General features: G+C 70.4%; 15 protein-coding genes. 13 read left to right on the top strand and 2 right to left on the bottom strand.

Translation table 11 applies throughout. The annotated features are described in order from the left end of the window. The first annotated feature begins 23 nt into the window (after positions 1-23). Entirely contained in the window at positions 24-1112 is a 1089-nt protein-coding gene (ychF, locus tag ACFY3I_RS11410) for a redox-regulated ATPase YchF (RefSeq protein WP_362172261.1), read from the top strand. A 109-nt stretch (positions 1113-1221) separates the two neighbouring features. Here ychF and ACFY3I_RS11405 read toward each other — a convergent pair whose 3' ends face one another. Then, positions 1222-1803 carry a Uma2 family endonuclease gene (locus tag ACFY3I_RS11405; RefSeq protein WP_390860375.1) on the bottom strand — a complete coding sequence of 194 codons (582 nt, stop codon included), beginning with the start codon at positions 1801-1803 and terminating at the stop codon, positions 1222-1224. Between the two features lie 659 nt (positions 1804-2462). Here ACFY3I_RS11405 and ACFY3I_RS11400 point away from each other — a divergent pair. The 5 genes from ACFY3I_RS11400 to ACFY3I_RS11380 all read left to right on the top strand — a co-directional run bounded on the left by ACFY3I_RS11400 (position 2463) and on the right by ACFY3I_RS11380 (position 9317). Then, positions 2463-2741 (top strand): hypothetical protein, encoded by a 279-nt coding sequence (locus ACFY3I_RS11400; protein ID WP_390860374.1) that lies wholly within the window; start codon positions 2463-2465, stop codon positions 2739-2741. An 81-nt stretch (positions 2742-2822) separates the two neighbouring features. Further along, positions 2823-4130 carry a hypothetical protein gene (locus ACFY3I_RS11395; protein ID WP_390860373.1) on the top strand — a complete coding sequence of 436 codons (1308 nt, stop codon included), beginning with the start codon at positions 2823-2825 and terminating at the stop codon, positions 4128-4130. A 33-nt stretch (positions 4131-4163) separates the two neighbouring features. Continuing rightward, the gene (locus ACFY3I_RS11390; protein WP_390860372.1) at positions 4164-4826 is read left to right on the top strand and encodes a hypothetical protein; all 663 of its coding nucleotides are present in this window, start codon (positions 4164-4166) and stop codon (positions 4824-4826) included. Next, on the top strand, positions 4823-5437 hold the full coding sequence (locus tag ACFY3I_RS11385; protein ID WP_390860371.1) for a hypothetical protein: 615 nt from the start codon (positions 4823-4825) through the stop codon (positions 5435-5437). The genes ACFY3I_RS11390 and ACFY3I_RS11385 overlap by 4 nt, the downstream gene beginning before the upstream one ends. Before the next feature lie 388 nt (positions 5438-5825). Continuing rightward, complete coding sequence (locus ACFY3I_RS11380; RefSeq protein WP_390860370.1) at positions 5826-9317, top strand: phosphodiester glycosidase family protein; 3492 nt, start codon at positions 5826-5828, stop codon at positions 9315-9317. Positions 9318-9516: 199 nt separating this feature from the next. On the opposite strand, the gene ACFY3I_RS11375 is transcribed toward ACFY3I_RS11380, so the two are convergent. Further along, positions 9517-12777: a choice-of-anchor D domain-containing protein gene (locus ACFY3I_RS11375; protein WP_390860369.1), complete on the bottom strand. Its 3261-nt coding sequence runs from the start codon at positions 12775-12777 to the stop codon at positions 9517-9519. 864 nt (positions 12778-13641) lie between these two features. Here ACFY3I_RS11375 and ACFY3I_RS11370 point away from each other — a divergent pair. The 7 genes from ACFY3I_RS11370 to ACFY3I_RS11340 all read left to right on the top strand — a co-directional run bounded on the left by ACFY3I_RS11370 (position 13642) and on the right by ACFY3I_RS11340 (position 20084). Beyond that, a complete protein-coding gene (locus ACFY3I_RS11370; protein ID WP_390860367.1) occupies positions 13642-14748 on the top strand; it encodes an ATP-binding protein in 1107 nt (368 codons plus the stop codon). Between the two features lie 20 nt (positions 14749-14768). Continuing rightward, positions 14769-15596 carry a roadblock/LC7 domain-containing protein gene (locus ACFY3I_RS11365; RefSeq protein ID WP_390860510.1) on the top strand — a complete coding sequence of 276 codons (828 nt, stop codon included), beginning with the start codon at positions 14769-14771 and terminating at the stop codon, positions 15594-15596. Next, the gene (locus ACFY3I_RS11360) at positions 15589-15978 is read left to right on the top strand and encodes a DUF742 domain-containing protein (RefSeq protein ID WP_365294002.1); all 390 of its coding nucleotides are present in this window, start codon (positions 15589-15591) and stop codon (positions 15976-15978) included. Before ACFY3I_RS11365 ends, ACFY3I_RS11360 begins: the two co-directional genes overlap by 8 nt. A gap of 4 nt (positions 15979-15982) precedes the next feature. Next, positions 15983-16543 carry an ATP/GTP-binding protein gene (locus ACFY3I_RS11355; protein WP_365294004.1) on the top strand — a complete coding sequence of 187 codons (561 nt, stop codon included), beginning with the start codon at positions 15983-15985 and terminating at the stop codon, positions 16541-16543. Positions 16544-16552: 9 nt separating this feature from the next. Next, complete coding sequence (locus tag ACFY3I_RS11350) at positions 16553-17929, top strand: cytochrome P450 (RefSeq protein ID WP_365294006.1); 1377 nt, start codon at positions 16553-16555, stop codon at positions 17927-17929. 89 nt (positions 17930-18018) lie between these two features. Next, positions 18019-19266: a cytochrome P450 gene (locus ACFY3I_RS11345; RefSeq protein ID WP_390860366.1), complete on the top strand. Its 1248-nt coding sequence runs from the start codon at positions 18019-18021 to the stop codon at positions 19264-19266. Then, positions 19263-20084 carry an enoyl-CoA hydratase/isomerase family protein gene (locus ACFY3I_RS11340; RefSeq protein ID WP_390860365.1) on the top strand — a complete coding sequence of 274 codons (822 nt, stop codon included), beginning with the start codon at positions 19263-19265 and terminating at the stop codon, positions 20082-20084. The genes ACFY3I_RS11345 and ACFY3I_RS11340 overlap by 4 nt, the downstream gene beginning before the upstream one ends. Positions 20085-20203 lie beyond the last annotated feature (119 nt).

Below are 20203 nucleotides of genomic sequence, written 5' to 3'. Positions count from 1 at the left end.
CACTCACTACGGGAAGTCGCAACGTGTCGCTCACGATCGGAATCGTCGGCCTGCCCAACGTCGGCAAGTCGACCCTGTTCAACGCCCTGACCAAGAACGACGTGCTTGCGGCCAACTACCCGTTCGCCACGATCGAGCCCAACGTGGGCGTGGTCGGCGTCCCCGACGCCCGCCTGGCCAAGCTGTCCGAGATCTTCTCCTCGCAGCGGATCCTCCCGGCGACGGTCGACTTCGTCGACATCGCGGGCATCGTGCGCGGCGCCTCCGAGGGCGAGGGCCTGGGCAACAAGTTCCTCGCGAACATCCGTGAGTCCGACGCGATCTGCCAGGTCATCCGGGCCTTCAAGGACGAGAACGTCGTGCACGTCGACGGCAAGGTCTCGCCGAAGGACGACATCGAGACGATCAACACCGAGCTGATCCTCGCCGACCTGCAGACGATCGAGAAGGTCCTGCCGCGCCTGCAGAAGGAGTCGCGGATCAAGAAGGACGTGGCGCCCAAGGTCAAGGCCGTCGAGGAGGCCAAGGAGATCCTGGAGAAGGGCGACACCCTGTTCTCCCAGGGCATCCTCCAGGGCTCCGAGCGCGCCGAGCTCCTCCACGACCTGCACCTCCTCACCACCAAGCCCTTCCTCTACGTCTTCAACGTCGACGAGGACGAGCTGACCGACGACACCTTCAAGGCCGAGCAGCGCGCCCTGGTCGCCCCGGCCGAGGCGATCTTCCTCAACGCCAAGCTGGAGGCGGACCTCGCGGAGCTGGACGAGGAGGACGCGCTGGAGCTGCTGGAGTCGGTCGGCGCGGAGGAGCCCGGCCTCGCCACCCTCGCCCGGGTCGGCTTCAACACGCTCGGCCTGCAGACGTACCTCACGGCCGGCCCCAAGGAATCCCGCGCCTGGACCATCAAGAAGGGCGCCACGGCCCCCGAGGCGGCCGGTGTCATCCACACCGACTTCCAGAAGGGCTTCATCAAGGCGGAGGTCATCTCCTTCGACGACCTGGTCGAGACCGGCTCGGTCACCGAGGCCCGCGCGAAGGGCAAGGCCCGCATGGAGGGCAAGGAGTACGTCATGCAGGACGGCGACGTGGTGGAGTTCCGCTTCAACGTGTGAGCGGTCCGTCACCGCGCCAGGTGTTCCGCCGACCGCGCGGACCAGAAGGGGCCGGGCTCCGGGCAGCCCGGCCCCTTCGGCGTTCCCCGGGCCGATGCGCGGGCGACTTCTAGTCGCCCCGCGGCGGGGTGAGCGTGTCGAGATCCAGGCTGATCCCGAACGGCACCGGGCGCTTCAGAGTGCCCCGGAAGATGCCCGCGGGTGCGTAGGCTCCGGTCGGTTCGTCCAGTTCGTAGACGTGCACGACGGGGGCGCCGTCCTCGTCCTCGATGCACCAGTAGTGCGGGATCTTGGCCTCTGCGTACTTGTGCAGCTTCACGGTGCGGTCGCGGTGGGCGGACTCGGGTGAGACGACCTCGACGATGAGCCGGACCTCTTCCGGTGAATACCACGTGCGGTCCGGGTCGTAGGGGGCGGTCGTCACGAGCAGATCCGGCTCCGGGCGATTTCGCTCGTCGAGGCGGATTGTCATCTCACGTTCGATCTCGAAACCGGCGGGTGCGGTGGCCATGAGTGCGGTGGTGAGGGAAGTGACGAGGCGGCCGCGCCAGGACCGCTTTGGCGACATCATGAAGACGAGGGCTCCGTCGATCAGCTCGGTGTGGCGGGGCGCCTCGGGGAGGCGGTCCAGGTCCTCCGCGAACCAGCCTTCCACGCGCGGCGGGCGCATCCAGTCGGGCAGTGCGGTCATGGCTCAACCGTAGCGATCCGGCGAGACTCGGGCCACGAGACGCCCAACGCCCGGCCGCCTGTCCCCCGGGCCTTCGTGAACGGGCACGCGGCCCTACTGCTCTCAGGCGCCCGAGGCCACTGCCGTGCGGTCCCCCGGGAGCCACCGCGTTCCTGCGATGACCGGTACCGGTCTCGGGTGTTCCGCGAGGGCGTGAACCCGTCGAGACACGTGCTGATTCCGGAAGGGCGCGCAGATGCTCTGCTTGCGCGGCCCGGAGAGCGGCGAGGTGTTCCGTCTCTTCGGGTTGCGGCGCTCGCTCTTGCACCGGTCGACTCTCCTCTCAGGATCTATGGCCTGCGGATCCGGTCCTCCGGCCCACGAGTGAGTCCTTCGCAGGCCTCTATGAGTTGGCATGGTCACCTTCTGTCGTGGCCCGGGAACGTGGGTCGTCTCGACAGCGCCCTCCCGTAGGATCTTTGCTCCTGCGGACGGCCGGTGGGCGACCGGGTGGGCGGCATCAATCAGGCCATGGGGGGAGGCCGAACCGCAGCGACTGAAGGCATTCGGCGGGTACGACGACGAGTCCATCGAGAACCGCACCAAGGGTGCGGTGAGACACGCGACATCTTGGGGGCGCTGTGGCCGGCGAAGGTGATCACCAACAGCTTGATCTCGACGTGATCGAGAGCATGGGCAGGGGACTCAACAGCATCAAGAAGGCGTTCGACGGTATCGGCAAAATCGGTGACTACTCGGATGACTTCGGTGATGCCCATCTTGCGCACAAGTTCGAGGACTTCGCCGACAACTGGGAGATCAGCAGAGAGAAGCTGACCGGCGAGGTCGACGCGCTGGCGAGTATTGCGAAGGCGACTGCGAAGGCCTACGAGGACATCGATCATCAGCTGGCGGAGGCCATTCGGAGTTCCCGGGCCTCGAAGGTGAAGGGGGAGTAGGCCGTGGGAGGAAGGCCACGCGACTGGCATCCGGTGGCGGAGAGTGATCCGGTTCCTGGAGACCCCGACCGACTGGCGTCGTTGGGCAAGACTCTGCGTAAGACAGCCGACGAGCTCGAGCGTCAGATCAAAAATCTGAAGGCGGTTGTCGAGGTCGACGCCTGGGACAGCAAAGCGGGCAAGGAGTTCCGCGAGAGGGCGAGAGGAAACGTCAAGAAACTGGAGGCCGCCCTCAAGCGGTACGACACCGCGGCGACGGCCGTCGGCTCCACGGTCGTCGATGTGGGCGGCGGCTACGAGGACAAGCTGCACGCCAGTTCCCGGAACTACGCCTCGGATCTCAACCGTGCCCAGGAGATCGCCGACGCCGCCCTGCAAGATGCCCAGGACGCCGAGGAGCGCAAGGGGGCCGCGCAGAAGAGTCTGGACGGCCTGTCCGGCAAGGGACGCAAGAAGGAGGACGTCGACAAGGACCGCAAGGGTTACGAGGCGCAACGGGACGCTGCCAAGGATGAGATCGAGACTGCCCGCGAGAGAATCAGCCAGGCGACGAAGATTCGTGATGACGCGGCCAGGCGCGCTGCCGAATCCGTCGACGCGATCATCAACCACGACTCCCTGAAGGACGGCTACTGGGACACGTTGGTCAAGGAAATCGCCGACGTGACGTCCTGGGTTGCCACAGTCTGCGGAATTCTGTCCCTGGTCGTCGGTTGGATTCCGGTGATCGGGCAGGCCCTGGCCGGCGTACTGGGTGCCATTGCGATGATCGCGACCCTCATCAACTTCATTGCGACGTTCGTTCAGGTGCTGCAAGGAAACGCAGAGTGGATGGACCTGGGGATGGCTGCACTCGGGTTCCTGATGATGGGTGTCGGCAAGGGCTTCTCCAAGATCGCCGGAAAGTTCGCGAAGGGTGCGCTGGGCAGGCTTGGCAGGGCTGGGGCTGCTCGCACCGCCCGTCAGGTGGGTCGGGCCAATAGGAATCTTCGGCGGCTGTCCGGAAAGCAGTTCGAGCTGGACAAGGCTGATGTCTGGAACTCCCTCAAGGAGCCTTTCACCGAGCCGTTCTCCAAGGGGGCCTGGAGTGACAACCTCAAGGCTCTGAAGCCCGGAAACGGGAACTACAACCAGGCTTGGAACGAGTTTCGCGCGCGGGGCGGCGGAAGTCTGCTCAAGGGAATTCCCAAGTCCTTCTCCATGGCCGATCCGGGTGTGGCGTCCGACCTCAAGTCGGTCAAAATGGGAACGGCGGCACTGGGTGGACAATTCGACACCGGCGCGCTGAATCGGATCTCGCGGACCGCCAGCCGCATGTCGGTCGTCGGGGCTGGCATTACGCTGGGCGGGCTGGGCCTGGACGGAAACCTCGACCCGCTCCTGGGCTGAGCGGACGATCATGCTCCGCTGAAAGGGAGAGACGTGACCGCATCGAGCGATGGCGCCCCGCTGGCTGAGACCTTCGAGTGTATCTTCGAATTCCAGCCGGGCTGGATCGACCTGACGCTTCAGGAAGGCACGAAGGCCGAGGCCAAGGCCCTGGCCACAGAGGTGGTGAATCGCCTCAATCCACTTGGCCTGGAGATCGAGAAAAGCGCGGTCTTCGACGACATGGTCGAACGGGCCGTGAGCCTGAACGCTGATGTGCCAGTCCTCGCGGCGGCGTACTACACGGAGATGGGGGAGGCGCTCGCCGGCCTCATGGTCGAGGGCTATGGCGATGAGGGCGTCCCCCGGCCCACCGCCGAGGAGGTCACCCCCCTGCTGCTGGAGTGGGGGAACGCCCGGGTCACCGGTGAGCCGCAGATCACCCGTCTCGATCTGCCCGCCGGACCGGCGGTCCGGGTCCAGTCCATGCTGGAGGTGAAGCGCAGACTCGGGTTCGGCCGGAAGCTGACCGAATACATTCGTTACGCTGTCTTTCCGCCCCGCATGGAAACCCTGGTCGTCGTCACAGTGACCTGGGAGAAGATCGCCCGTACGGAAGAGATCACGGAGTTGGCCGACGAGGCCGTACGCTCCATGCGGCTCACTCCGCTCTCCACAGGGGGCTTGGCGGCCCCGGCCGGCGGAGGGGCCGAATGAAGACAGCAGAGCAGTTCTCCTCGCCGCCCGGGGATTACCGCGTCATCGTGCCGGACGGCTGGTTCCAGCTCCCGCTCGATCCACCGGACGACCGTGACCGTGCCATCGTGGCTCTCGCGGAGTTGACGTTCCGCGGCGTGGACGATGCGCCCCACCTCAAGAAGCAGTTCATGCGGGACATCCAGCGGAAGGCGAAGGACGCGTACAAGGTCGGCGGAACCGAGCTGTACCTGTCCACGCTCTCCGTGGGTCCGGTCCCGCTTGCCTCCTCACTGCTGGTCAGCATCCCGGCGCCGGACGAGTGGCCGCGTACCTCCGATGCCGAAGAGCTGGCGGAGCACCTGGCCACAGGTGGCCAGGGCAGGTACGGCGAGGTGAGTGTCGAACATCTTCCGGCCGCCGGCAAGGCAGCGCGGTCCCGGCGCAGGAAGGAAGCGGACCCCCAGACAGAGCTCGGCAACACCATGCCTACGACGACTCTCACGTACTACGTGCCGATTCCGGCGAGCGAGCGGTGGTTGATGCTGAATTTCTCCACTCCGATCGATCCGCTCGCGGATCAGATGGTGGAGCTGTTCGACACCGTGGCCCGGACGTTGCACTGGGAGTGATCGGCGACCAGGGAGCCGGTGCAGGGATCTGAGGAAGGTGCTCGGACTCGTCCGGCCGGTGCTGTCCGTGATGTGGTTCGGCGGTCGGGCGTAGGAACGGCCCCGGGACGGGAGCACGGCCCTCGGCGGTGCGACCGGTACCGCGAGCGGAGAGGGCGCGCTCGCGACCGCCGCCCCCGGTGGATCCCCTGGCGGGCGACCCGACGGGGTGTCAGCCCCCTTACCGCGCAAGTGACATCACAGCCAGGGTTCATTGGCTGAATGTGAAGACTTCATGTGCGCTCCGCACTGGCTCCCTCTAATCGGCTCTCGCACCCGTGATCCGCCACGGGCGTAGCGGGGGCGTGGCCTCCGCGCCCTCCTCCGACCCGAGGTTTCCATGAATGTGATGGTCACGAACCATCGACGGGCAAGAACCCTGCTCGTGGTGCTCGCCACGGCGACCGCGCTCGCGGCCGCTCCCGCCGTGGCGTACGCGGACGGCGGCACGCCCGCGCCCGTCACCGGCGGCATACCGCTGGTCGACACGACCGAGAAGATCGGTCCGGGTGTCAGCCTGCAGCACGTGCAGGCGCTCGACCAGGGCGGCTGGTACGACGCGCGGTTCCTGACCGTGGACCTGTCCAACAGCGCGGTCAGCACGGACCTGTTGACCGCCGGTCCGGTCGCCTCCGGCGGCCCGCTCAGCGGGGTCGCCGACAAGGCCGGTGCCGTCGCCGGGGTGAACGGTGACTTCTACGACCTGGGCAACTCCACCGCCGCGCACGGCGCCGAGATCCAGGACGGCAAGCTGCTCAAGACCACCAACCTCGGTGGTCCGGAAGCCGCCCCGGTGCAGCCGCACGTCGGCGTCAGCAAGGACGGCATCGCCCAGCTGGTGAACGTCATGGTCGACGCGTCCGCGAACTTCGGCGGCACCGACCACAAGCTCCTGTCGGTCAACGCCGCGGACCCCGAGCCCCACCCGGTCCCCGCCGGCGGCATGGTCGCCTTCACCTCCGCGTGGGGCACCTACAGCCGCAACCGGCCGTTCATCGGCGTGGACCAGGACCTCGCCGAGGTGCTGGTCCGCGACGGCAAGGTCGTGTCCGTCACCCCCAACGGTCCCGCGGGCGCGGGAGCGATCCCGGACGACGGGTTCTACCTGGTCGGCACCGGCGCCTCGGCGGCCGCGATCCGCGCGCTGCAGCCCGGCGACCCGGCGGCACTGGACTGGGAGCTGTCCGACAACGTTGCCAGGACGATGAAGTTCGCGCTCGGCCACGGCGGCAACGGCGAGGGCGTCATCGTCTCCGACGGCAAGGCCCGCGCCGGCCTGACCACCTCGATCTCCCCGCGCACCTCGTTCGGTTTCAAGGACGGCGGGCACACGCTCGTGCTCGGCGAGTGGAACGGCCCCGGCGGCACCGGCAAGGGCGGCGTCGGGCTCGACAAGGTGGCCCACGACATGGTCGCGCAGGGCGTGCAGACCGCCGTCGTCCTCGACAGCGGCGGTTCGAGCGAGATGGTCGCCCGCCCGCTCGGCGAGGACCAGGTGACCATCCGGAACACCCCGTCCGACGGTCAGGAACGCAGCAACACCAACGGCGTCGGCGTGTTCGTCTCCAAGGGCGACGGCCGGCTGCACCAGCTCCTCGTCAAGCCGACCGCCGGCGCGGTCTCGGCCGACGGCGGCCTCAAGGTCTTCCCCGGGCTGCACCGCACGTTCACCGCACAGGGCGTGGACAACCACCAGACGCCGGTGACGGTCGACCCCGACTCCGTGCGGTGGTCCGCGCGCGAGGCGACCGTCGAGGGTGCCACGCTCACCGCCCCCCAGGCGCACGGCCCGATCACGGTCGACGCCGACGCCGGTGGCGTGGAGGGGCACGCGACGGTCTCCGTCCTCGGCCCGCTCACCAGCGTCGAGCCGTCCTCCAAGCTGCTGTCGATCGCCGGCGTGACGCCCGACGACGCGGCCACCGTCGCGGTGACCGGCCGCGACGCCGAGGGCTACACGGCCCCGATCGACCCGCAGGACCTCTCGCTCGACTACGACCACGGCGTCGTCGACATCAAGGCCGTGGACGGCAAGCTGCGGATCACCCCGCTGGCCAACGCCAGCACGACCCTGAAGATCACGGCCGGCGGTGTGACCGCGCAGCTGCCGATCACGATCGGCGTGCAGACCAGGACGGTCTACGACTTCGACGACGACGTGCTCGCCCGCTGGCGCAACAACAGCACCGCGGCCACGACGTTCTCGCAGGCCCCCGAGGGCCTGCGGATCGACTTCAACGCCATGCGCAACGTCGGCATCACGTCCTCCCAGCGCGTCGAGGTGCCCGGCCAGCCGCTGCGCCTGCGGGTGCGGCTCAAGTCCAGCATCAGCGTGCCCAGCGGTCTGAGCTACCTCGCCTACACCGACTCCAGCGGCAAGAGCGTCGGCCTGTACGGCACCGGGCTGTCCGCGAGCAGCGACTGGCAGTACGCGACGTTCCAGGTCCCGGCCGGGACCAAGTTCCCGATCGCGATCTCGGGCTTCCAGGGCATCAACACCAGCGTCTCGCAGCAGAAGGCGGGCACGTTCGTCCTGGACCGCATCGAGGCCGACGTCCCGACGCCGGTGGACCTGCCCGCGCAGCCCGACCTCGCGCCCGACCCGCTGGTCTCCGACGACGGCACGCTGCTCAAGGGCAGCAGCACCTGGAAGTTCGCGACGCTGTCGGACGTGCAGTTCACCGCCGACAACCCGACGCTGACCCAGGTCGCCACGGCCGCCGTCCAGCGGATCCGCAAGACCCACCCCGACCTGCTGGTCCTCAACGGGGACATCACCGACCGCGGCCTGCCGCAGGACCTCGAGCTCGCCCGCCAGGTGCTCACCGACGCCGGCTGCGACCTGATCCCGGTCGGCCAGGAGCCGCCCGCCGACAGCGCCCCGGACCCGGACGCCGGTTCCATCCCCTGCTACTACGTGCCGGGCAACCACGAGTCCTACGGCCTGAACAACGTCCAGCAGGACCTGACGAACTTCACCGCGGAGTTCGGCAGGCCCTACCGCACGTTCGACCACAAGGGCACCCGCTTCATCCTGCTGGCCAGCTCCGTGGGATCGCTGCGCGGCACGGCCTGGGACCAGCTCCCGATGCTCCAGCAGGCGCTGGCCGACGCCAAGAAGGACAAGTCGGTCGACAACGTCGCGGTCTTCGCCCACCACCCGGTGGACGACCCGGCCGAGACCAAGTCCAGCCAGCTCGGTGACCGCGACGAGGCCGCGCTGATCGAGAACCTGCTGACCGACTTCCGCGACGACTCGGGCAAGGGCGCCGTGATGGTCGGCTCCCACGCGCAGATCGCGGACGTCCACCACCTCGAGGGCGTCCCGTACGTGGTGCTGCCGTCCTCCGGCAAGGACCCGTACGGCACCCCGGACCGCGGCGGCTTCACCGGCTGGGTCGACTGGTCGGTGGACTCGCACCGCAACGCGCGTCAGCAGTGGCTCCAGGCCGATGTGCGGGCCTTCGCGCAGTCGATCACGCTGGACACCCCCGAGTCGGTCGAGGCGGGCTCGACCGCGCGGCTGTCGGGCAGCATCGTGCAGCCGCAGGGCGTCGCGAACGGCTCGCGGGTGGTGCCGCTGCGGTACCCGATGTCGGTCCACTGGAGCGGTTCGTCGAACCTGGCGATCGGCACCGGCCAGGACGCGGTCGACGACGCCCGCCGCAAGGGCAAGGTCGCGATCCTGGACCCGCGGACCCGGATCCTGACCGCGCTGAAGGCCGGCTCGGTGACGGTGACGGTGACCAACGACTCGATGCGTCCCTACACCGACGACAGCTCGCTCGCGCCGGTCACGGCCTCCAGGACCGTCCAGGTCGTACCGCCCGCGCGGGGCTGACCGCGGCATTCCGTACGGCACGCCACCCGGCGTGACCGAGGGCGAGCACGTACCACGTGCTCGCCCTCACTGTCGCGAAGGACGGGAGCCCCGGGGCTCGACAGGACGGGAGCCCCGGGGTCCGACAGGGCGGGGGCCCCGGGACTCGACGGCGACGCCGGCCTGATCCCCCGTCATCGCACCGCTGGTTCGGACGGGTTCAGACGAGGGAGTTGTAGATCTTCCAGCCGGGTCCGGTCCTGACGCGCGCCGCGTACGGCGCCGCGGCCTTCCCGGTCCCCGGGTAGAGCCACAGCGTGCCCGTGGTGTCGCGGGCCAGCAGGTCGGCCCTGCCGTCGCCGGTGACGTCGCGCGGTCCGGCGAACGCGTCGTAGGTGTTCCAGCCCGTGCCGATCCTGGTGCGGGCGGCGAAGGGCGCGGCGGCCTTGCCGGTGCCCCGGTACAGCCACAGGACGCCCCCGGTGTCGCGGGCGACCAGGTCGGCCCGGCCGTCACCCGTCACGTCACCCGCGCCGGTCAGCCTGGAGTAGGTGTTCCAGCCCGTGCCGATCTGCGTGCGGGCGGCGAAGGGGGCGGCGGCGTTGCCGGTGCCGCGGTAGAGCCAGAGCCTGCCCCCGCTGTCGCGGGCGACCAGGTCGGCCCTGCCGTCACCGGTGAGGTCGCCCGTGCCGGTCAGCGCGGTGTAGCCGCCCCAGCCCGGCCCCACCTTCCTCCGGGCCGCGAACGGTGCCGTCGCCTTTCCGGTCCCCTGGTACAGCCACAGCGTGCCCGTGGTGTCGCGGGCGACGACGGAGCCGCTGCCGTCCGACATCACCCGCGAGACGCTGGTGATCAGGTTGTACGTGTTCCAGCCGGGGCCGACGGCGAGGCGCTTGGCGAGCGGCGCCGCCGTCACGCCCGTGCCGTGGTACTGCCACAGCGTGCCGGAGGCGTCCCGCGCCAGCAGGGTGCCGAGCTGGGCCGGCGGCGGGGTGCCCGTGCCGGTGACCGTCTCCAGCATCGCGCCCTGCCCGGCGTCGCCGGTGATCTCGTAGGACGCCGAAAAGGCGCCGACGGTGGCCGGTGCGAAGGTGACGGTCTGCCGCACGCTCTGCTCGGGCCCGACGACCAGTCCCTCGGGCAGCGGGTCCGCGCTGGTGAACACGCCGGCCGGCGCCTTCGCCTTGGTGATGGTGACCGGGACGTTGCCCGAGTTGGTGATGGTGAACGACTTGGTGACCGACGTGCCGCGGGTGACCCCGCCGAACGCCAGCGACGGGGGAGTGAGCAGCAGGTGTCCCTTGCCGCTGATCGCGTTGCCCTCGACCGGGATGGTCAGTGTGCCGCTGGTGCTCGTCAGGGTGACCGACGAGGAGTGCCGGCCGGTGGCCGTCGGCGCGTAGCCGACGCGGAGCACGACCGAGCCCTGGGCCGGGAGGACCGTCGGGTCCGCGGGGTCGGCGCTCGGCAGGTTGTCGGCGCTGAACGGCCCGGTGGGCGGGGTGACGGAGGTGATGGTCTCCGGCTCGGTGCCGGTGTTGGTCACCTGGACGTTCGCGGTGGCCGCGACCCCCGTCGGCTGGTTGTCGAAGGACACCGTGCCCGGGAAGGCGGCCAGCCCGGCCCTGGTCCCGACGCCGTGCAGGCTCAGCGCGAACGTGCCCGCGCCGGTGGCGACGGTGAGCGTGCCGCTGGCGCCGAGAACCGCGGTCGGCCTGAACGTGACCGGTACGGTGAGCTGCCCGCCGGCCGGGATCGAGGCCGGCAGCGACGAGGTGTCCGCGGTGAACGGGCCCTCGACGCTCACCGACCTGATCGTCAGCGCCCTGGAGGGGTTCTGGTTCTCCGTCAGGACGACGTCGGTGCTCGCGGTGTCGCCGACCCGCGCCGTCCCGAACTCGACCGGTCCGCCCCTGAGCGGGCTGCCGACCGGGTTGCCGTACGCGTAGACCCTGCCGTCCCGCGTCCCGACGAAGACCTGGTTGCCGTCGGTCGCCGGGACGGCGAACTTGGGCGCGGTGCCGATCGGGGCGGACCACACCAGCCTCAGGACGCCGTTCGCGTCCGGCACCGGGTCGTAGGCGCGCAGCTGGGCGCCCACGCCCGTCGGGCCGCCCGACCACACGACCCACACCAGGGCGCTGCCCGAGCGCGTCCCGTCGGAGGTGACCACCGGCGAGCCGCTGGTGTAGGGGAAGGAGTCCTGGCTCGCGCCCGCGACGCTCAGCGCCGGGTCGCCCTTGCTGGTCACACCGCGGTGCAGTGCCGTCAGCGAGCCGCCGTTGCCGACGACGTACACGTAGCCGCCGTCGCCGCCCCAGACGGCGGGGTGGCCCCACTGGCCCTTCAGCGGGCCGGTGACGCCGACGACCGCGTCCGTGCCGCCGGGGCCCTGGGAGCGGCCGCCGAGGTGGTCGCGGTCCAGCAGGAACACCCGGCCGTCCTTGCCCTGCTGCACCATCAGGTGCGGGTGGGAGGCGGTGCCGAAGCCGTCCGGCAGGCCCACCGGGCCGCCGGAGGCCAGGTCGGTGTCCTGCTGGTCCAGCGTCGGCGCGTTGGACGGGCTGAAGAAGTCCGTGGCCTTCAGGCTCTGGTCGGCCTGCACCTGGAGCCGGACCACGGACTCCGCGAGCGTGCCGGGCGGTGAGCTGCCCGGGCCGGGGGCCGGGCTGACGCCGTTGCCGGTGGCCACGAAGATCCGGCCGGGGCCGTCGGAGACCAGCCCGCCGCCGGAGTGCCAGATGCCGGCGCCGCTGTTGCTGGCGCCGGTCTCCGCCGCCCACATCGACGTCACCGAGGGCGAGGTGGTGCTGACGCCGACCACGTAACCGCGGTACGGCTTGGCGTCGCAGTGCCCGCCGAAGCCCGCGTACACGACCCCGTCGAGCAGCAGCAGTCCCGGCCGCTGCATCTCGTACGCGGGCAGGAAGGACTGGCTCGGGTCGTTGGACGCCGAGCCCTGGATCGTGACGGGGAAGCCCTGCTTCTCGGCGCCGGTGACCGGGTCGAGCGCGTGCATGTACCAGTGCGGGTTGAGCGCGTTGGGGCCGTCGTTCACCTTGGTCGTCAGGTAGACCGCGCCGGTCGCCGGGTCGTACACCGGTGTGCCGGTGCTGCCCACGTTCGGCGCCAGGTCGCCGCAGCTGAGCGTGGCGGCCGGCCACGCGGGCCCGAAGTTCCGGTGCCACAGCACGGCGCCGGTGGTCCGGTCCAGGCCGTAGGCCATGTTGTTCTCGGTGACCGCCACCACCGTGGCGCCGACCACGATCGGCTGCGCGTAGATCTGCCCGTCCAGCTGGGCCGGGGCCCTCCACAACTGCCCGAACGACGAGGACCGCACGTCCGCCGCGCTCAGGCCTGCCTCGCCCTGGTCCCAGCCGGTCCGCAGCGTGTCCACCGACCCGGTGGTCTCGCTGGCCCGCGCCTGCGGGACTCCCACGCCGACCAGCCCCGCCGTCAGCGCGCCCGCCACCGCGAGCACCAGCCCGCGCCACCCGGCCCATCTCCCGCGTATACCGCTGCGTCTGTCAGCACCCACGACGAAAACCCCCTCCGATGCCCGGTACCCGAAAGCCCCACGACCGTGCTCCCCACGCGACCGCCCTCCCCGGAGCCGCTCCGGCGCCCCAGGCGGCCTCCTCGCACGGGAGGACGCGGCGCGCGGTCGCGGCCCGCGCATCAAACCACACGGTTCATCCCATGTGAGGTGGTCGTCCGGTACTTGTGCCGGTCGGTCGCGGGTGGCCGTCGCCGGCAGCCGCGTTCCGCGCGACGGACCGGAACCGTCCTCGACTTTTCACAGTGAGCTTTGGGGTCTTCTGTGTACCGGTCCGCCGTTTCGCGGGGCAGGCCGCGAGGGGCGGCTCGCGTCGGGCGGACCGCGCCGGCCGTTCCCGGCGCGGTGGCGTCGGACGTACGACGGCTCGACGGAGGCGGCGGACCGTGTTCACGTTCGACGGCCCTGACGTGCCGGTCGGACTCCTCGGTCCGGTGGCGCGGGCCCCGCCGCGCCCCGCTCCGGCCCCTTCGGCGCGACGATGTCAACGTCCTTTGTGTGTGGACATGTTGACCCTGTGAAACCCGAAGGTGTGAAGTCTGGTACCTGAGTTGACGGTGATAGCATTCCGCCGTCTGCGACCTTGATCCACTTTTGCTCAGACGCTGCGGGTGAACGCGGTCAGCTCTCCGCACCCATCGGCGATGCGGTCCCCTGGACGGGTTGCGGATCCTGCGAGGCGTACCCCCCTTGACGCCCACATGCCACGCGCCGGGAAAGGTTTCCATGACTCAAGACGTGCTTCTTTGGTGCCTGGTTGCGATAGCGGTGATAGCCACAGCCGCAGTCGTGGCACTCGTCCTCCGCAGCAGAGCCCTGGGGCGGAGGAAGAAGGAGTCCGAGGCCGCGCTGGAGGCGCGGCTGCGGTATGCCCAGGGCGAACTCGACCGCGTCCAGGTCGACCTGGTCAAGCTGCGGGACGAGCAGGACGGTGTCATCCGCGAGGCGGAGCAGGCCGCAGAGGAGAACACCAAGGCGGTCCTCAAGGGTGCCGCCCGGTTCCTGCAGAGCCTCGCGGCCGAGCAGACCACCCTGCTCGACGGGGTCCAGCGCGAGTACGGCGGCCACGCCGTCCTCTCCGACCTGATGGACATCACCCACGCCAACGCCCAGATGGCCCGCAAGGCGCAGGGCATCGCGGTCATGTGCGGAGCGCCGCTCGGCCGCCGCAACCAGCCCGCCAGCGTCTACGACGTCGTCCGCAGCGCGCAGAGCCAGATCCGCAACTTCCAGCGGGTCGAGATCATGCAGCCGAGCGGCATCGCGCTGAAGGCCTCCGCGGTCGCGCCGGTCGCCCTGGCGGTCGCCGAACTCCTCGACAACGCGGCCAGCTTCTCCCAGGCCGACGCGCCGATCGAGGTCACGTTCCGGCAGGTCCAGAAGAACCTCTGCATCGTCATCGACGACGCCGGTGTCGGCATGGGCGACGAGGACCGGCAGCGGGCGACCGCCCTGCTGTCCGGCGAGAACCTGCCCCGGCTGTCCCAGCTGGGCACCCAGCCGAAGTTCGGCTTCCCGGTGATCGGCCTGATCGCCCGTCAGCACGGTTTCACGGTGGATGTCACCGGCGTCTCCCGGTACGGCGGCGTGCGAGCCGTCGTCCTGCTGCCCGAGGAGCTGTGGACCATGGAGGAGACACTGCCGCCGGCCGCCGAGGCGCCCGTGAGCAGCATCCGGCCGATGGAGACCGGAAGGCCGGCGCGTACCGCGGGCGGCCTGCCCAAGCGCGGCTCCCGGATGTCGCCCACCGGGATCACCACCGGTACCGAGCAGCCGCCGCGGCGGAGTGCCCGGCGCGGTGCCGGCAGCCTGGCCGCCCTGCAGCGCGGTACGCAGACCGCGCGTGACGCGGCCTCCCTTGACGCCCCGACGCCCGGAGGGTCCGAGAACGCATGAGTACGCCAGACCTGTCCTGGATGGTCCAGGACATCGTGGACAACGTGCCCAGAGCACGGCACGCGGTGGTGCTGTCCGCGGACGGCATACCGCGCGGGTCGACGGACGGCCTGACCGGCCAGGACGTGCGGACCATCTCGGCCGCCATGGCCGGGATGCAGTCGCTGAGCCGGGCCACCGCCCACTTCGCCGGACCGTCGCCGGACCGGCGGTGGATCCAGACCGTCATCGAGTTCCAGCACGGCTGGGTCTTCCTGATCGGGGCCGGGCAGGGGGCCTACCTGGCCGCCGCCGCGGAGCCCGACGTCGACATGGAGCAGCTCTCCTTCCGGATGAACCGGCTGGTCTCCCGGCTGGGCAACAACCTCACGGCCCCGCCGCGGGTGAGCGCCGGCGACGCGGACCAGGCCGGGGACGACCCCTCGGCGCCGCGTGGCGCGGAGGGCGGGTCGGTCTTCCTGCTCGCGGAGCTGGACAAGGCGGTGGCCTCGGTACCGGGAGCCCTGCACGCCCTGCTGCTCGGTGCGGACGGACTGCCCCGCGGGGCGAGCGCCGGGATCGGCCGGAACCTCGCGGACACGATCTCGGCGGCCATGACCGGCATCCACGCCTACAGCCGGGCGACCGCGCCGTTCGCGGGCGGCCGGCAGGACGACGCCTGGATCCAGACGGTCATCGAGTTCGAGCACGGCTGGGTGTTCCTGATCGCGGCCGGCGACGGGGCCTTCCTGGCGGCGGCAGCCGAGCACGGCTGCGACATCGAAGAGTTCACCGTACGTCTGAGCGACACGATGCCCGCGCTCACCGCGGGATCCGGCGCTCGGGGAGGGAGGGCGGGCGATGCATGACGACGACCTGGACGCCGAGTTGGAGCTCACGACCCCGTTAGTCCCACTCTTCGTCATCGCGCAGGGGCGTGCCCTTCCCCGCGACAGCGAGTACGAGCACACCACCATCATCACGGCGCAGGACGGTGCCCTGGCGACGGCTCGTACGCTGGCGCCCGAGGCCCGAACGGTGATGGACCTGATCGAGGTCGGCTTCCTCTCGGTCGCCGAGGTCGCCGCCCACACCCAACTGCCGCTGGGCATCATCCGCATCCTGCTGGCGCAGATGGCCGAGGACGGCCTGATCCACGTGCGCAATCCGGTACCCCACGCCGAACGCCACGACCCCGTCCTGCTCACCGCCGTGCTCGACGGCCTGATGCGAATTCGAACCGGAGCGTAGTCCCGTGTATCTGGATCCCGACGTCTCCCGCTCCGTGAAGGTCCTGGTCGTGGGCCACTTCGCGGTCGGGAAGACCACATACATCGGAAGTGTCTCCGAGATAGAGCCGCTCCAGACCGAAGAGGAGATCACCGAGGCCAGCGAGGGCCTCGACGACCTCTCCGAGACCCCGGACAAGACCACCACGACCGTGGCGATGGACTTCGGGCGTCTCACCCTCAGCGAGGACCTGGTCCTCTACATCTTCGGAACCCCCGGCCAGGAGCGGTTCAAGCAGATGTGGGAGGGCCTGTCCCGGGGAGCGCTCGGGGCGCTGGTCCTGGTGGACCCCGACCGGCTGGAGGAGACGTTCCCCGTCCTCGACCTGGTCGAGGCGTTCGGTCTGCCCTACGTCATCGGCGTCAACACCTTCGACGGGAAGAGCCAGTTCCCGCTCTCCGAGGTGTGCGAGGCGCTCAACATCTCCGAGGAGACGCCGGTCATCGACTGCGACGTCCGTGACCAGGACTCCTCGATGCAGGCACTCATCACGCTCGTGAAGCACCTCTTGTCCTCACTCGGCTAGGAGCCCAGCATGCAACAGCCCTTCGACACGGCTGGGATACCGGCCGGTTGCCCCGCACACGGCAACGTCCCGCTGTACGGGACGGACTTCGGCTCCGACCCCGAGAGCACCTACGCCCGGCTGCGCTCCCAGGGGGCGAGCGCCCCGGTCGACATCGCGCCGGACGTCGAGGTCGAGCTGGTGACCAGCTACGACGCCAGTCTGTACATCCTGCAGAACCCGACCCTGTTCGTGCGTGACTCGCGCCGCTGGAACGCCCTGAACGAGGGGCGGGTCCCCGGGGACAGCCCGGCCCTGCCCATGATGGGCTACCGCCCCAACGCCCTGTTCAGCGACGGCGCGGCGCACGCCCGGCTGCGGCAGGCGGTCACGGACAGCCTGGCCACCGTCGACCAGGGCCGGCTCGTGCGGCTGACCCAGCAGTCGGCGGACTACCTGATCAGCCGGTTCAGCTCCGAGGCGCTCGGCCAGGCCGAGCTGATGGCGGCCTACGCCCAGCCGCTGCCCCTGCTGGTCTTCGGCGACCTGTTCGGCTGCCCGCCCGAGATCGGCGACCGTGTCATCGTCGGGATCACCGGCATCTTCCAGGGCACCCCGGGTGCCGACGAGACGCTGGGCGGCGCGCTGGCCGAGCTGATCGCCCTCAAGCGCCGGGAGCCCGGCGAGGATCTCACCACCCGCCTGATGGTGCACTCCGCCCGGCTGACCGACGAGGAGGTGCTCCACCAGCTGGTGACCCTGCTCTCCGGGGGAACCGCGCCGCTGACGGCGTCCATCGGCACCAGCACCGCGTTGTACCTCGACGACGAGTGGCCGAGCGGCCTGCCGGTGGAGGACGCGGTCGTCAAGACGCTGTGGAACTACGCGCCGATCGCCAACTACGCGGCCCACTACCCCACCCAGGACGTCGAGCTGGGAGACCGCACGCTCCGGACGGGCGACCCGGTGCTGATCTCCTTCGCCGCGGCGAACACCGATCCGAGGCTGACCGAACACCGCGAGAAGCTCAGCTCCAAGGCTCATCTGGCGTTCGGGGCGGGCCCGCACGCCTGCCCGGCCAAGGATCCGGCGTTCATGATCGCGGCCACCGCCGTCGAGTCGCTCCTCAACCGGCTGCCCGACGTCGAGGTGCGCGTCCCCTTCAAGGAGCTCGCGTGGGTGGCGACGCCGTGGAGCCGCTCGCTGGTGACCGTGCCCATCCGGTACACCCCTCGTACCGTGCCGCCCGCGGCGGGCACCAGGCCCGTGGCGCCGTCCTCCGCCGCGGTGCCGCAGCCGTCCGCCGCCTTCTCGCAGCCCGTCCAGGCCGGTCGGCCGACGCATGCCGCACCGCGCCCCAAGGGCGGGCTGTTCAGCCGGTTCCGCGCCTGGATGAATGGCGAGTGACGCAAGTAACCCTATGAAAGCAATGTGTTATTGGATGCTTCAATCATCCGGAGGGTACGGATGGCGGCTGGCAGAAAGGAGCCGCCATCGTGGGGAGCGTCACGACTCCGTCATCGGACCGTCGGACCGTCATCTCCCTGTTCTCCCGTCTTCGGACGGCTGAAGGACAGGCCGATCCCTTCCCTATCTACACCGAACTCAGGGCGCGCGGCGATGTCAGCCCCGCGCCCTGGGGCGGTCACCTCGTGACCGGTTACGGCACGTGCGACCGCGTACTGCGCAGTGGCGCGTGGCTCGAACCGGACACCAGGTGGCGGGAGCAACAGGGCGCGCGCACCCGCTGGAGCGCCCCCTCCTCCCGGGAGATCAGCCGAACCCTGCCCGCGCTCAACCCTCCGGAGCACACCCGGGTGCGCCGGTCGGCGGGCAGCTTCGACCGCACCACCATCGACCAGATCGGCCGCCGGGTGAGCCAGGTGGTCGACCGGCTTCTCGACACCCTGCACGAGCGTCTGCGCGACGGGGAGGCCGACTTCGCGGCACTGGTCAGCGACGAACTGCCGGTGGCCACCATCGGCGACTGGCTCGCACTGCCCGGCGCGGACTGGCCCCGGCTGCGTGAACTGACCCACGACCAGGTGTTCACCCAGGAGCTCCTTCCGAACGCCAGCCAACTGGCCCGCTCCGACGCGGCCATGGCCGAGCTCCGCGCCTACTTCCTCGCCCTCGTCCGCGACCGGCGCGGACACCCCGGCGACGACCCCGTCTCCCGCTGGATACGTACCTGGGACGAGCTCGAACCGGACCAGGACAAGGCCGACGAGGCGGTGTACTTCCTCGCCCTGTTCGTCCTGCTGGCGGCTCTGGAGACGACCGCGACCCTGCTGTCGACCATGACCCTCCTGCTGGTCGAGGACCCCGGCCGCTGGGGCCTGCTCGCCGAACACCCGGACCTCGTGCCCGCGTTCGTCGAGGAGGCGCTGCGCTACGACCCGCCGACCCATGTGATCAGCCGGGTCGCCTCCGAGGACTGCGTTCTGGAGGGCACCGAGGTCCGCGCCGGGGAGATGGTCCACCTCATGGTGGGCGCCGCCCACCGCGACCCCGCCCGGTTCACCGGCCCCGACTCCTTCGACCCCCGGCGCGGGGCGACCCACCTGGCCTTCAGCGGAGGCATCCACTACTGCCTGGGCGCCCCCCTCGCCCGGCTGGAGGCGCAGACCCTGCTGCGCCACATGATCACCCGTCTGCCGAGACTCACCCTCGTCCGCCGCCCGGCGCAGGCGTCGAGAGTGGCGTTCAGGCGCCTCCTGAACCTGGATGTATCACTGGCATGAACTCGCCAATCGTGTCCGCCGTCGCCCGGTCCGCCGCCGTACCGGGGCCCGCGCGCTCCTCCGAATCCGCACCCCTGGCACTCACCCGGACCGGCTCCGTCCTCCACGTCCGGCTCAACCCGGCCGCCCGGGACGACGTCCTGAGCGCCGCCGTGCTGGACGCGCTCATAGCCGTCCTCGACGACCTCCACGAACAACCCGACATACGCGTCCTGGTGCTCTCCTCGCTGGGGGAGGACTTCTGCCTGGGAGCCGACCGCGGTGAGTTCCAGGACGCCCTGGCGGCCGACCCGACCGGGACCGCGGTACGGCGCATCGCCGACAAGGCCCAGCGCCTGTGCCAGGCCCTGGAGGACAGCCACGCCGTCACCGTCGCCCGGCTCCACGGCAGGGTCATCGGCGCCGGCCTGGCGCTCGCCGCCTACTGCGACCTGCGCGTGGGAGCGGACACCTGCCGCTTCCGCATGCCCGAGGTCGGCCTCGGACTGGCACCCGCCTGGGGCGGCGCCATGGGCCGCCTGATCACGGAGGCGGGCGCCGCCAGGATCCGCGAACTCATGCTCACCTGCGAGGACTTCGACGCCGCCGCCGCCCACCGCCTGGGCCTCCTGCACAAGGTCGCCCCGATGGACCGGCTGGACGACGCCGTCACCGCCTGGACCAGACCCCTCGCCCGACGCTCGCCGCAGGCGCTCGTCCTGACCAAACGCATGCTCAACGGGTACGCGAAGGCCGCCCGTACGACCGACACCGCCCTCCTCGACGCCCACCTCTTCGCCGCCCAGCTCACCCAGCCGCGCACGGCGCCCGTCCCGTAGCGGGCCGGGCGCGGGGCCCGCACCCCGACGCCGTGACCGGCCTTTCCGACGGCACCCGCCGTAGGGCACGCCCGGCCGTCCCCGGATTCGCGGCAGCGCTAACCCGGGGACGGCCGAGT

It is taken from the genome of Streptomyces sp. NPDC001068 (genome assembly GCF_042897315.1).
Taxonomy (GTDB): domain Bacteria; phylum Actinomycetota; class Actinomycetes; order Streptomycetales; family Streptomycetaceae; genus Streptomyces.
The sequence above is the reverse complement of the archived record's forward strand: the minus strand, read 5'-3'. Positions and strand labels throughout refer to the sequence as shown.